This window comes from Kribbella sp. NPDC104740, assembly GCF_055583505.1.
The window spans coordinates 284674-298197 of record NZ_JBVJNV010000006.1; the positions used below are offsets into that span (position 1 = coordinate 284674).

At 71.1% G+C, this 13524-nt stretch carries 11 protein-coding genes; 5 read left to right on the plus strand and 6 right to left on the minus strand.

What is annotated here, in order from left to right:
* Positions 1–655: 655 nt before the first annotated feature.
* Genes hemG through ACZ6Z4_RS29390 form a run of 3 tightly spaced genes read left to right on the plus strand, consistent with a single transcriptional unit; the run spans position 656 to position 3190 of the window.
* Positions 656–2089: a protoporphyrinogen oxidase gene (gene hemG / locus ACZ6Z4_RS29380; protein WP_465571091.1), complete on the plus strand. Its 1434-nt coding sequence runs from the start codon at positions 656–658 to the stop codon at positions 2087–2089.
* Complete coding sequence (hemQ, locus tag ACZ6Z4_RS29385; RefSeq protein WP_465571093.1) at positions 2086–2811, plus strand: hydrogen peroxide-dependent heme synthase; 726 nt, start codon at positions 2086–2088, stop codon at positions 2809–2811. Before hemG ends, hemQ begins: the two co-directional genes overlap by 4 nt.
* Before the next feature lies 1 nt (position 2812).
* A complete protein-coding gene (locus ACZ6Z4_RS29390) occupies positions 2813–3190 on the plus strand; it encodes a VOC family protein (RefSeq protein ID WP_465571095.1) in 378 nt (125 codons plus the stop codon).
* Positions 3191–3245: 55 nt separating this feature from the next.
* On the opposite strand, the gene msrB is transcribed toward ACZ6Z4_RS29390, so the two are convergent.
* The 4 genes from msrB to ACZ6Z4_RS29410 all read right to left on the minus strand — a co-directional run bounded on the left by msrB (position 3246) and on the right by ACZ6Z4_RS29410 (position 9367).
* The gene (gene msrB, locus ACZ6Z4_RS29395; RefSeq protein WP_465571097.1) at positions 3246–3662 is read right to left on the minus strand and encodes a peptide-methionine (R)-S-oxide reductase MsrB; all 417 of its coding nucleotides are present in this window, start codon (positions 3660–3662) and stop codon (positions 3246–3248) included.
* A gap of 120 nt (positions 3663–3782) precedes the next feature.
* Entirely contained in the window at positions 3783–6173 is a 2391-nt protein-coding gene (locus ACZ6Z4_RS29400) for a lamin tail domain-containing protein (RefSeq protein WP_465571099.1), read from the minus strand.
* Positions 6174–6261: 88 nt separating this feature from the next.
* Entirely contained in the window at positions 6262–7647 is a 1386-nt protein-coding gene (locus ACZ6Z4_RS29405) for an adenylate/guanylate cyclase domain-containing protein (RefSeq protein WP_465571101.1), read from the minus strand.
* A complete protein-coding gene (locus ACZ6Z4_RS29410; RefSeq protein ID WP_465571104.1) occupies positions 7640–9367 on the minus strand; it encodes an NAD(P)/FAD-dependent oxidoreductase in 1728 nt (575 codons plus the stop codon). The genes ACZ6Z4_RS29405 and ACZ6Z4_RS29410 overlap by 8 nt, the downstream gene beginning before the upstream one ends.
* Before the next feature lie 264 nt (positions 9368–9631).
* Here ACZ6Z4_RS29410 and ACZ6Z4_RS29415 point away from each other — a divergent pair, with 264 nt between their 5' ends.
* Entirely contained in the window at positions 9632–10711 is a 1080-nt protein-coding gene (locus ACZ6Z4_RS29415; RefSeq protein ID WP_465571106.1) for an alpha/beta hydrolase, read from the plus strand.
* On the opposite strand, the gene sigJ is transcribed toward ACZ6Z4_RS29415, so the two are convergent.
* Positions 10686–11558: an RNA polymerase sigma factor SigJ gene (gene sigJ, locus ACZ6Z4_RS29420; RefSeq protein WP_465571108.1), complete on the minus strand. Its 873-nt coding sequence runs from the start codon at positions 11556–11558 to the stop codon at positions 10686–10688. The two genes, ACZ6Z4_RS29415 and sigJ, sit on opposite strands and share 26 nt — an antisense overlap.
* A gap of 105 nt (positions 11559–11663) precedes the next feature.
* Between sigJ and ACZ6Z4_RS29425 the strand changes: the two genes are divergently transcribed.
* The gene (locus ACZ6Z4_RS29425; protein ID WP_465571111.1) at positions 11664–12059 is read left to right on the plus strand and encodes a cupin domain-containing protein; all 396 of its coding nucleotides are present in this window, start codon (positions 11664–11666) and stop codon (positions 12057–12059) included.
* On the opposite strand, the gene pdxR is transcribed toward ACZ6Z4_RS29425, so the two are convergent.
* Positions 12052–13425 carry a MocR-like pyridoxine biosynthesis transcription factor PdxR gene (pdxR, locus tag ACZ6Z4_RS29430; protein WP_465571114.1) on the minus strand — a complete coding sequence of 458 codons (1374 nt, stop codon included), beginning with the start codon at positions 13423–13425 and terminating at the stop codon, positions 12052–12054. The genes ACZ6Z4_RS29425 and pdxR overlap by 8 nt on opposite strands.
* Between the last annotated feature and the right edge of the window lie 99 nt (positions 13426–13524).

The window sequence follows — 13524 nt, forward strand, 5'->3', positions numbered from 1 at the left end:
TTGGTGAGTGCTGCAGGTCCGGCCCCGCCACCTCGCGCGGCACACCGCTTCGGCGGCATCCGCAAGCGGCAACCGCAAGCGGCAACCGTCCAACACAACAGCCCGGCGCCGACGTCCACCACCCACCAACGCCACCGCGGGCGCGCCTTCCCCGCGTAGGCCGCCCACTAGATGGCCCGGACCGCAGGCTTGGTCGGTGGTGAACGTCGGCTCCCCGCAAGCCGGAGGGTGCGGCACGCGGGTGCCTACCCCGCGAGCGACACCCACCACTGACCAACGCCGGTGTCAGCGCGGCATCGCCGCGGGGATGAGCCGGGAGGCGGGCTCGTACGCCAGGTTGGTCAGTGGTGGAGGTCGGCTCACCGCTCCGACCGATCAGCGCGGTCATCCGACCGACCCGCTTCGCGGGCTGGGGGTTGCCAATCGCCGAGCGCGGCGACGGGGCGGGGCCGGACCCGATGCCGGTGGGGAGAAGGGTGGCCGCGTGAAGGTGGACCGACCCCGAGCAGGCGAGTTCGGGCCCGGGGCGAAGGATGTTCGCGTGGAGGTCGACCGACCCCGAGCAGGCGGGTTCGGGCCCGGGGTGAAGGGTGGCCGCGGGGAAGTCGACCGACCCCGAGCGGGCGGGTTCGGACGCTGGGTGAAGGATGGGCGCGTGGAATCTCCCGTGGTGGTGGTTGTCGGTGGTGGGGTCAGTGGGTTGGCTGCGGCGCATGCGTTGGTGAGTGGGCCCAATCCGCCGCGGGTGGTCGTGCTGGAAGGGGCGCCTCGGCTGGGTGGGAAGCTTGCGGGGGACGTGCTGGAGGGGGTGCCGGTCGATCTCGGGGCTGAGTCGGTGTTGGCTCGGCGGCCGGAAGGGGTGGCGCTGATCGAGGCGGTCGGGCTGGGCGACGACCTGGTGCATCCGGCGACGACCTCGGCGGGGCTCTGGGTGGGGGACCGGATCCGGGCGATTCCGCCGACGGTGATGGGGGTGCCGGTGGATGCGGCGGCGACTGCGGATGTGCTCGGCGAGGACGGCGCTGCGCGGGTTGCGGCTGAGGCTGAGATGCCGGCGGAGGTGCTGACCGAGGACGTCGCGATCGGGCGGTACGTCGCTGACCGGATGGGCGCGGCGGTGACGAACAAGCTGGTCGATCCGCTGCTGGGTGGGGTGTACGCCGGGCGCGCGGAGGAGATCTCACTCGCGGCCGCCGTGCCGGAGCTGTACGCGAAGCTGCGGACCACGCCGAGCCTGCTCGCGGCGACCCAAGAGATGCGCGCCACCAGCCAGCGGCGGGCGAGCGACGGCAAGCCGGTGTTCGCGGGGCTGCGCGGCGGGATCAATCGCCTGATCCACGCGCTGGAGGCCGACCTCACAGCGCGCGGCGTCGAGATCCACCGCTCGATGCCGGTCCGCAAGATCGCTCAGGTCGCTGACGACGAGGCCACGAAGTACGAGCTCGAGGCCGGCCCGGTCCCCGCGCCGACCTACTTCCGCGCCGACGCCGTGATCGTCGCCGTCCCCGCATCTCCGGCGGCGCGCATGCTGACCGACGTCGTCCCCACAGCCGCGACCGAGCTGGCGGCGATCGACTACGCCAGCATGGCGATCGTCACCCTCGCCGTCCCGAAGAAGCACTGGCCCACCACAGCGACCGGATCCGGCTTCCTCGTCCCCTCCGACGAGGGCCGTACGATCAAAGCCGCGACCTTCTCGCACGCCAAGTGGGACTGGTCCGCCGAGGCCGGCGGCGACCTCGCCGTACTGCGCACCTCCGTCGGCCGCCTCGGTGAGGAGTACGTTCTCCAGCGCTCCGACGAGGAGCTCGTCAAGCTCGCCGCCGCGGATCTCCGCAAGGCGATCGGCCTCGACGCGGAGATCGTCGGCTCGCTCGTCACCCGCTGGGGCGGCGGCCTCCCGCAGTACGCCGTGGGCCATCTCGACCGCGTCGACCGCGTCGAGGCGGCCGTCGCCGAGCAGCCCGGCCTCGCCGTCTGCGGGGCGGCGTACCGAGGGGTCGGGATCGCCGCCTGTGTCGCCTCGGGTAGCGCGGCGGCAACCCGGGTGCGGGAGCATCTGACCGCATTGGCGACAATGGGGTCGTGACCGACGCGAACCAGCCCGAGAGCAGCACGCCCGCGAAGCCGAAGGCGCGCGAGCTGAACAACGTGATCCGCTACACGATGTGGTCGGTGTTCAAGGTCGAGACGCCGCTCGGCGACACCGACCGCGACGAGCTGACCGCGGAGCTGACCGAGCTGGTCGGCAAACTGGCGGCCGACGACGTGGTGATCCGCGGCTGGTACGACGTGGAGGGGTTCCGCGCCGACGCCGACTTCATGGTCTGGTGGCACGCGCCGACCTCGGACGCGCTGCAGAAGGCGTACCACGCGCTGCGCCGGTCCCGGCTCGGGCGCCACCTCAAGCCGATCTGGTCGCAGTACGCGCTGCACCGCCCGGCGGAGTTCAACAAGAGCCACATCCCGGCGTTCCTGGCCGACGAGGAGGCCCGCGGGTACATCTGCGTGTACCCGTTCGTCCGCTCGTACGAGTGGTACCTGCTGCCCGACGAGGAGCGCCGGCACATGCTCGCCGAGCACGGCAAGATGGCCCGCGGCTACCCCGACGTCCGGGCGAACACGGTCGCGTCGTTCGCGCTCGGCGACTACGAGTGGATGCTGGCGTTCGAGGCCGACGAGCTGCACCGGATGGTCGACCTGATGCGCGACCTGCGCGCGTCGACGGCGCGCCGGCACGTGCGCGAGGAAGTCCCGTTCTACACCGGCAAGCGGACCGAGCTCGGCGAGCTGGTCGCCAACTTCGCCTGACATGGACCGCAAGGCGTTCCCTGTCCTGTACGTCGGCAACGTCCGGCGCTCGATCGACTTCTACGCGCTGCTCGGCTACGAGCTGACGTACCAGTTCCCGCTGGAGGGCGACCCGCACTACGTCGGCCTCGAACGCGGCGAGTCGTCGCTGGGCCTGGCCGACACGGGCTGGCCCGAGGCGCAGCTCGGCATCACCGTCGGCACGGCACCGCGCTTCGAGCTGTTCGTGTACGTCGACAACGTCGAGTCGCAGGTCGAGATTCTCCGCGAGGCGGGCTACAAGATCGTCCAGGAGCCGGCCAACATGCCGTGGGGCGAACGCCAGGCGTATGCGTTCGACCCCGACGGCAACCCGGTCGCTCTGGCGACTCCGATCTGAGCGGAACAGCAGAAAGCCCGGCCCCACCAGGGACCGGGCTTCTGACAGGTGGAGATCAGGCCGGCGCGAGCGTCAGGCTGATCGAGTTGATGCAGTACCGCAGGTCCGTCGGCGTCCCGTAGCCCTCGCCCTCGAACACGTGGCCCAGGTGCGAGCCGCAGTTGGCGCAGCGGACCTCGACGCGCTTCATGCCCATCGTGGTGTCGGTGATGTACTCCACCCGCTCCTCGGCCAGCGGCGCGAAGAACGACGGCCAGCCGCAGTGCGAGTCGAACTTGGTCTCGCTGCGGAACAGCTCGGCGTCGCAGGCCCGGCACTTGTAGACGCCGACGGTCTTGGTGTCGGTGTACTCACCGGTGAACGCCCGCTCGGTGCCGGCCTTGCGCAGTACCTGGTACTCCGCCGGGGACAGCTGCGCGCGCCACTCCTGGTCGGTCTTGTCGATCGCGTACTGCTTGGTGCCGTCGGTCACGGTGCCCGTACCTCCTCAGTCGAAAAAGGAGCCGGTTCCCCGGGGAAACCGGCTCCTTTTCATTATCGGCGGCCGGGCAAGCGAAACCCCGTCCGGGGGTCCGCCGTCAGCGGCCCGTAATCACCGGTACCACGACGGCAGCGGGATCACCCTGACCACCTGCGGGTCGTGGTCGCTGATCTGGTCGGGGAACTCGGCGTTCATGTGCACCACGTCGTACGACGACCCGGGCTGCAGGTTCCGCGACATCAGGATCTGGTCGAGGATCTGGCTGTTGCCCTCGAACACGTAGCTGTACCGCTCCTTGGCCGGCAGCGTCCGCGGCAGGTTGATCAGTGAAGTGCGACCGGTTCCGACCAGGATGTCAGCGGTCTGGCTGAAGTCGAAGTCGTTCAGGTCGCCGAGCACGATCACGTTGGCGCCGCGGTCCTTGGCCAGGATCTGGTCGACGAACGTGCGCACCGACTGCGCCTGCAGATGCCGCTTCGGCGCCGAGCTCTGGACCGGAGGCTGGACACGGCCCCAGAGCGGGTCGTCGCCGCCCTTGGAGCTGAAGTGGTTGACCACCACGAACAGCGGCTGCCCGAGCCAGGTGAACTCACCCGCGAGCGGCACGCGAGTCGCCTCCCAGGCCGGGTTCGACGGGTCCACACGACCCGGCGACGAGCTCAGGTGCGGCCGCCCGAACCGGTCGGTGACGATCGTCGTCGCCACGGTGGAGCCGCCACCCGCACGGTCGACGAACTTGACCGGCCGGTCGGTGCGGTACATGAACGCGACCCGGATGTTCCCACCCGGCTCGCCACCTTCGTCACCGTCGACCGGGTCGATCTGGCGCCACGCGTACTTCGGGCCGCCGGCCTTCTGGATCGCCGCGGCCAGCGTGTTCAGCGTGACGTCCGCGGCCGTCGTCCCGGAGTTCGTCGCGCCGTCGTTGTCCTGGACCTCCTCCAGCCCGAGGATGTCGGGCGACGCGAGGTTGTGGACGACCGCCTGGGCGAGCCCGTCGAACTTGGCGGCGCCGTCGGACGGGTCGAGGTTCTCGACGTTGAACGTCGCGACCGAGACCTGGACCAGCGACGACGGCGTGGTCTTCTCGCGCTTCAGCCCGCCGTCGACGACGGTCGGCGTCTGCGTGACCAGGAACTTGAAGTTGCCGAACCCGTAGTCCAGGACCCCGGTGACGGTCCCGGCGAGCGTGTCACCGGTCTTCGCGTCCGGGACCGGAGCCAGTACGTCGTCCAGCAGCACCCGCTCGGGGTTGCTGTCGGTCTTCTGCAGCAGGATGCCGCCGCGCGCCGTCCGCAGGCCGGACCCGGCCGGTACGACGGACAGCTCGCGGAACGAGTTGGTCGGCCCGGTCACCTGCGGCTTGTCGATGCCCAGCCACATGCCCTCGAGCGACTCCCAGAAGTCGAGCCCGTCGGTGGCCGGCTGGAAGGTGCCGGTGGTCTCGACGTCACCGTTCGAGTCGTCGTCGATCACCGTCGACGGCGGCACCCGGCCGCCGGGCCCGACGATGGTCGGCGCAGGGACGGCGGCAGTCCCCGTGACGGTGACGGTCGGGTTCGTCAGCTCGGTCGTGGTCAGGTTGTCGCTCCCACCCGAACCACCCGGCCGGAACTCGGCGACCGTGCCCTGAACCGACACGGCGTCGCCGACGGCAACAGCCGGCGCCGAGCTCGTGAAGACGAACAGCCCCTCGCTGGTCGCCGGGTCGCTGTCCGGCGCGGTGTCCTGGAACCAGAACCCGTTGCCGCTCTTGGCGGTGACCACACCAGTGACCTCGCCGACGAGCTTGCCGTTCAGCGGCGACAGGTGCGCCGCCCCCTGGATCTCGTGGATCTTGGCCGGAACGGGGTCCTCCGCGGGCGGCGCGGTGGTCAGCGTCTTCGGCGACGGGTTCACGGCCTCGAACTCAACCGCGTTGTTGTCCGCGTCGGCCGTGGGCGTCTTCCGGGTCGCCGAGGTGGTGTTCGACAGGCCGGGAGCGGCCGCGGTCTCGAAGTCGTTGGCCGCGCCGTACCCGACGAAGTCGACGACGCCGGCCGCGGTCGCGCAGCCCGTCGCGCAGGTCAGCGACTCCGTGGAGGTGACGAGCGCGACCTTCCCGGACGCAGCGGACATGTTCACGCTGCCCGTCGCGTCCGGCGTCGGCAGCGGCTGGCCGTTGGCCCCACCGCTCGCACCCTGCGCGAGGTAGACGCCGCCGGGCGCGATCGAGCCGGACAGGGTGATCTTGTTCGTCCAGGAGGTCCCGGCCGACGACGCGTACTGGATCGACCAGCCGGTCAGGTCGACCGCGGCGCCGCTGTTGTTGGTCAGCTCGACGAAGTCGTGCGTGTACGGCGCCCCGGAGTTGCCGCCGCCGCCGTACACCTCGGTGATCACCACGGTGCTGGAGGCGGCCTGCGCCGGGGCGGCCGCGATGGCGGCGACTCCGGTCAGGACGAGTGTCGATGTGACCACGAGGGCGCCCAGGCGGCGCCGTGATCGGTTCTGGGCAGACATGAGCCGGATTCTCACACCCGCACCGGGGCGCGCCAAGGGCCAACGCACCAACAGCCCGTACGGCGCGCAAGACGAGGGTGATCATGCGTCAGAGCGCGATCAGCCGGTGCACCTCCAGCGGTTCGGCCTTGCCCTTGAGGCTGATCGGCCCGAGCGACTCGGTGACCGCGCCGGGCAGCAGCGCCTTGGTGGCCGGCCCGATCGCGACGCCGCCGCCGGGCGCCTTGCCCTCGATCCGGCTGGCCACGTTGACGGTGTCGCCGATCACCGTGTGGGTGCGGCCGCCCTCGGTGCCGAGCAGGCTGACCGTCGCGATGCCGGTGTTGATCCCGACCCGGAACCGCGGCCAGTCCGGGTGCTCGGCGCACACCCGCTCGGCCGCTTCCTGCAAGGCCAGCCCGGCGGCCGCGGCGAGCCGGGCGTGGTCGGGCTGGTCGCCGCGTTTGTTGAAGGTGACCATCAGTGCGTCGCCGATGATCCGGTCCACCTCACCGCCGTGCCGGCCGACCACGGGTGGGACGACGACTTCGAAGTACGTGTTCAGCATGGCCGTCACCTCGCCCGGCTCGTGCTGCTCGGAGAACGTGGTGAACCCCTGCAGGTCCGCGAACAGCACGCTCAGCTCGCGCCGCCCGGCGACCGTTCCGGCGACGTACAGGTCGGAGAAGCGTTCCTCGTACCACTGGATCCGGACCCCGGCGACGACCAGGACGAACGCGGCGAGCAGCAGCAGGTGCCACTCCCACCACGACAGCGCCCAGTTCCGCGCGAAGACCAGCGCGACCATCGCCTCCGCGAGCAGCACGAACGCCGACACCAGCGAGAGCAGCATCAGCGAGGGCCGCGCGTTCCACATCCGCAGGTAGATCGCGGCCGCGATGCCGTACAGCAGGACGGTCGGGACGGCCAGCACGGTGAGGATGCCGTCGGCAACCTCCGGTACGGCGGTGTCGTGCAGCGGCGGCAACTGCGTGACCGAGGCAACGGCCCACAACGCCATCAGCACCAGCAGCCCGAACCGGATCCGCCGCCCGCGGCGCATCCAGACCACCGAGCGCTCACCCTCGAAGCGCAGGCTCGACAGCACCGCGCAGACCGACCCGATCGCGACCCCGATCGGTGTCGCGAGCACGAACCCGGCGTTTGGCGTACTGAGCAGCACACCCGGCGTCGCCAGCGCGTGCAACGCGAGGAACCCGGCCGCGGACAGGAACGCCAGCGACACCAGCAGCACCCGCGGATCACCACGACGCAGCGCGGCCGCGCCCATCGCCTGAGCCAGTACGGCGCTCAGCGCCGCGGTCAGCAGGACCAGCCAGAAGTGCGACGGGTGGTGCTCCCAGTGCACGTCGAGCCCGGGATCCCGCAGCAGCAGGAGCAGCGCGACGAGCGGGACCAGCAGCACCAGAGCGGTCAGCGCGACCATCCCCGCGGAGTACATGAAGCGGGGTGGGGTCGGGGGAGCGTCAACCATCAGCGGTGGCCTGCTCCGCGATCCGCAGCGTCTTGAGGTGCTCGTGAACCTGCGACACGACGACCGACCCCTCGCCGACCGCCGACGCGACCCGCTTCACCGACCCGCACCGGACGTCGCCGACCGCGAAGAGCCCCGCGACCGTCGACTCGTACGGCTGCGGCGATCGCTCCGAGCCCCACAGCGCCGACCCGGCCGCGTCGGCCCCGGCCTGCACGAAGCCGTGACTGTCCCGCCCGACCTCCGCGGGCAACCACGCCGTCCGCGGCTCGGCGCCGATCATCACGAACAGGCCGTCGGCCGCGACCACCTCTTCGGCGCCGCTCGACCGGTCGCGCAGGGTGATGTGCTCCAGCCGCCCCTCACCGCCACCGTCGACGACCTCGCTGGAGGCCCGGACGGCGATGTTCGGTGCCGCGTCGATGACGTCGATCAGGTACTGCGACATGGTCGCCGAGAGGTCGGGCCCGCGGACCACCAGCGTCACCTGGCGGCAGTACCGCGCGAGGTGGATCACGGCCTGGCCGGCGGAGTTGCCCCCGCCGACCACGCACGCGTCGAGCCCGGTCAGCCCGTGCGCCTCGGAAACGCTGGCGCCGTAGTACACCCCGGCTCCGGTCAGCGCTTCGAGCGCCGGTACGCCGAGCCGCCGGTACGAGACCCCGGTCGCCAGGACGACGGCCTTCGCCGTCACCGCGCCGACCCCGCCGATCTCGGCGGCGAACCCGTTGCCCAGGGCATCGAGTCGGACGACCTCGCGCATCAGCGCGAAGTGCGCTCCGAACACCCACGCCTGCTGGTACCCGCGCTGGGCCAGCTCCGACCCGCTGATCCCGCGGGAGAACCCGAGGTAGTTGCGGATCAGCGAACTCGTCCCGGCCTGACCGCCGATCGCCTCGCGCTCGACGACGAGCGTGCGCAGTCCCTCCGACGACGCGTAGACCGCGGTCGCCAGCCCGGCCGGCCCACCGCCGATCACCAGCACGTCGAAGTCGCGCTGCTCGTCGTCCAGGGTCGTCGAAACCCCCCACGCCTCGGCGATCTCGACGTCGGTCGGATCGTGCAGCACGGTCCCGCCGATCGCAGGCATCCACACCACGACACCGTCGCCGGGATCGGGTTCGCCGATCTCGGCCAGCACGAGGTCGGCGTTCGCCGACCCGGTCGCGCGGAAGGCGCTCGGGATCCCGTTCCGCCCGAGCAGCGCGTGGATCGCGTGCCCGCGGGCCGACCGCTCGTCGGCGACCACCACGACCTCGCGCAGGTTCGCGACCTCGTTGCGCGACCACTCCTGCACGAACTCCGCGACCGTCCGGTGGAACAGCTCGTCGTGCCCGATCCACGGCTTCAGCACGTAGTAGTTGATGTCACCCTTCGACATCGCGGCCAGGATCGCCGCCGCGGTCGCCCGCTCGGCCCACGCACCCCACGGGATCGTCAATGCCCGCCGCGCGTCCGGATGCGCCTCCCGCGCCTTGGCCAGTACGGCGGCCCGTTCGTCGTCCGGCAGCTCGTGATCGACCAGTACGACGGCCACCCGTTGCTCCAGCTCGTGCGCGAGGTCCAGGCAGTGCAGCGCGGCGGCTGCCGTCAGCTCACCGCGCACCCGGAAGTCGACGCCGAAGCTCCGCTCCAGTTCGTTCTCGATCCGGTCCAGCCGCAACGGATCCCGTTCGACCACCAGCAACAGCGGCCGCGCCTCACGTAAGTCCCCACCCATGTCCTGAAGGTAAATCCGCCGTTCGAGGTGGGCAATGGACAAAACGTTTGATCTCGCAAGACACCTGGGGTGTGCGCGTGCTCACAGCTCGCGCTGTCACGCGACGTACCAGCTGTTCCGTCGTGTCCGGCAACAGATGCCGAGCACAGGAGTTCTCCCATGCACCACGCACCGAAGGTCCGCAGGCTCGCGATCGGCCTCGCAGTCGCGGCCATCGCGGGCCTTGCACCAGCCACCGTTCAGCACACCACACAAGCTGTTGCGGTGACCGAGCAACGACAGTCTGTTGCCGGACAGATCGTCTCCACCCGACGCATCACCGGCCTCGACCCAGTCTTGGCCGCGGTCTCCTCCCGCGCCGACCGGATCACCTACCGTTCCCGCGCGCTGACCGGCCGCGACATCGTCGTCAGCGGCGCGCTCTTCACCCCGAAGGGCCGCCCGCCCAAGCACGGTTGGCCGATCGTCTCCTGGGCGCACGGCTCCAGCGGCATCATCGACCGCTGCGCCCCCTCCACGGCCCGCAACGCCGACGGCAAGATCGACCTCTTCGGCTACGCCGGCTTCGTCGCGCGCCTGCTCTCCGCCGGGTACGCCGTCACCGCGACCGACTACGAGGGCCTCGGCTCCGACGGCGAGCACCCGTACATCGTCGCCGACAGCGAAGCCCGCAGTGTGATCGACGCCGTGCGGGCCGCCGTACGGGCCGAGCCGTCGGTGTCGACGGAGTACTTCGCGGTCGGGCACTCGCAGGGCGGGCACGCGGCGATCGCCGCGGGGGAGCTGGCCACGACGTACGGCCAGGGCCTCGACTTCCGCGGGACGGTCGGGGTGAGCCCGGTGACCGACGTCGGGCAGGCCTACTCGTACGCGTCGCCGGGGCCGGTGGATCGCGGGTTCTTCCTGCTGGCGCTGAACGGTTTGAAGACCGTGCACCCGGAGCTGCGCTTCGAGGACTACCTCGGCCAGCAGGCCCTGGCGCTGCTGCCGAAGGCGCGGCAGGAGTGCACCGACCAGATCTGGGCCGACTTCACGGTGAACTTCGGGGACAAGCTGCCGGACTACCAGTTCACCCCGCAGAACCCGGCGGCCGCGCTGCGGATCCAGGACTGGCTGGACGAGCAGACCGTGCCTCGCGGCCGGGCGTCCGCGCCGATGCTGCTCCTGCAGGGCGACGCCGACCCGTCGATCAAGAAGGCCGTCACCCGGCAGGCCGTCCGCAACGCCGGATCGAAAGCCGACTTCAAGCTGTACCCGGGCCAGGACCACTACTCGGTCCTGGGTCCGCGCAGTACGGGAGGTGCTGCTGAAGACGTGATCACTTGGCTGAACGCTCACCGCTGAACAAGCTCAGCTTGTCCGGGTTCGACATCCACTGGATGCCGGTGATCAGCCCGCCCGCCGTCTCGAACGAGCAGACCTGCCACTCACCGCCGAGCCGGATGAGCAGCGCGTCCTGACCGTTCACGTCGGCGATCCGCAGCGCCACGTCGGCGTACTTGCCGAGCGTCCCGAGCACCAGCCGGCTCGCCCGCTCGGCCCCGACGACCGGCCGCAGCGCCGCGCTGCGCTTCCCGCCCCCGTCGATCCACACCGTCACCTCCTGCGCGAGCAACCGCTGCAGCCCGGCACGATCTCCCGTCCGGGCCGCCTGCAGGAATCGGGCCACCAGCTCCCGGTGCCGGTGCGGATCGGCGGGGAAGCGCTCCCGATCGGCGCTCAGCCGCGCGGTCGCCCGCCGGTAGAGCTGCCGCGCGTGCGCCTCCTCCAGGTCGAGCGCCCGCCCGATCTCCTCGTACGGCAGCTCGAAGCCCTCCCGCAGTACGAACACCGCACGCTCCGGCGCGCTGAGCTGGTTCATCAGCCGCATCGTCGCCAGCGAGAACGTGTCCCGCTGCTCGGCGGTCTCGGCCGGCCCGAGCTTTCCGGTCGGCACCGGCTCCGGCAGCCACGGACCGGGGTAGACCTCGTGCCGCCGGTGCGCCCGCCGGAGCCGGTCGATCGCCAGCCGGGTCACCACCGTGATCAGGAACCGCCGCGGACTCTCCACCGCCGCGCGGTCGGTCGTTGCCCACCGCAACCACGCCTCCTGTGCGACGTCCTCGGCGTCGGCGTGGCTGCCGAGCACCCGGTAGCCGATGGCAACCAGCAGCGGCTGGTGCTCCAGGAACAGCGTCGATTCGTCGGGCATGCACCCCAGACTGCGCAGCGGCCCGGAACGTGACAGCACCGGTCCAGTCCGCCGGTGCCGAAGTGGACCAGTCGTCCGCCGTACGCCGTGCTTAGCCTCGGTTCCATGATCGACAACCTGCCTCCCACCAACACGGTCCTCTCGATGCTCGACTCGCAGACGCCGGCGATCCCGGCCGGCGCGCACGTGATGACCGCGACCATCGAGATCCCGCCCGGCGACGCGGGCACCCAGCCGCACCGGCACTCCGGCCCGGTCTTCGGCTACATGCTCGAGGGCGAGATGCTCTTCGAGCTCGAAGGCGAGCCCGCGCGGGTGATCACCGCGGGCGAGGCGTTCTGGGAGCCCGGCGGCGACGTGATCCACTACCGGGCCGCCAACAACCTGCCGGACGCGTGGAGCCGCTTCGTGGTGGTGATGCTGTGCGCGCCCGGGGTCGAGATGATGACCTTCCCGGACGCCGAGGAGCTGGCCGCGCGGGCAGATCGCCGAGTCACTTGAGAAGCGTGGCGAGCGCGTCGAGCGCAGCTCGCCACGCATGCTGCGGCGGCGTCGCATACCCGATGACGAGCCCGGCGCGGTCGTCGTCGGGGGAGTGCCAGTAGCCCGCGGTGTGCAGCCCCATCAGATGCAGCCCGTTCGCCAGCCCCGCGTCGATGAGCCGCTTCTCCTGCTCTACCGACTCCAGCGGATGAAGCGCATGCAGCCCAGCCGGTACGCCGTCCAACTGCACTCGCGCGGCCAGCTCCTGCCGCCGCCGCTGGTAGACCTGCCGCGCCCGGCGTACCTGCCGGTCGTAGTCGCCGTGCTCCAGCAGCTGCGCGAGCGTGAGCTGATCAGGCGCGCTCACCGTCGCGCCGGTCGCAACCACCGCATCCAGTACGGCGATCCGCAGCCGCTCCGGCACCACCAACCACCCGATCCGCAACCCCGGCGCGAGCGACTTGCTGGTGCTCCCGGCGAAGACCACCCGCTCCGGCGCCTGCGCCTGCAGCGCGCCCACGGGCTGCTTGTCGTACCGGAACTCCCCGTCGTAGTCGTCCTCGATCACGTACCCGTCGCTGCGCTCGGCCCAGTCGAGGAACCCGGCGCGCTGACCGGCGCCCAGTACGACGCCGCGCGGGTGCTGGTGCGCCGGCGTCAGCAGCACAGCACCCATGGCTGATTCGCTCGGCTCAGCCCCGCACGGTCCGACATTCAGCGGCGAGGTCGCGAGCCCGTTCCGGTGGATCATCTCGCGGTGGTGAACCAACCCCGGATCCTCGGTCCCGATCGTCCGCACACCCTGCGCCCGCAACGCCCGCGACAGCACCGCCAGCCCGTGACTGAACCCACCGACGATCACCACCGCACCGGCGTCGGCCTGCACTCCACGCGTCCGCCCGACGTACGCCGCCACCGCCTCGCGCAGCACCAGCAGCCCCGCCGGATCGCCGTAGTCCAGACTCGAATGCTCGGCCTCCGCCAGCGCCCGCCGGACACCGGCCACCCAGGTCGCCCGCGGAAACAGACCGAGATCGGGCCGCCCAGGCCGCAGATCGACAACAGACTTTCTCGGGATGGGTGCAGCAGACCGATCTGACGGAGACGCCTGCGCCACCCACGTTCCCGCGCCCGTCGTACTCACCAACCACCCCTCGGCAGTCAGCTGCGCGTACGCCTCGACGACCGTCCCACGTGCGACCCCGAGGTCGGCAGCGAGTGTGCGGGTCCCAGGCAACCGAGTCCCCGCAGCAAGCCGCCCCGACGCCACCGCGTCCCGCAGCGCCGTCTCAAGCGATCGCCCCGAACGCCCAGCCCGAGCCCCGACCCCCGCGTCCAGGTGCAGGTCGATGCCGAGCGCGCGCCCCGTCACGTCCCTCCCCATGCCGACCGTTGTACACCGGTCCTGTCCGCCCCAGTGGGACAGGGCCGGTGTACAAGTTCAACGATCAGCCGACCACAGCCAGGTCGCGGATCAGTTGCT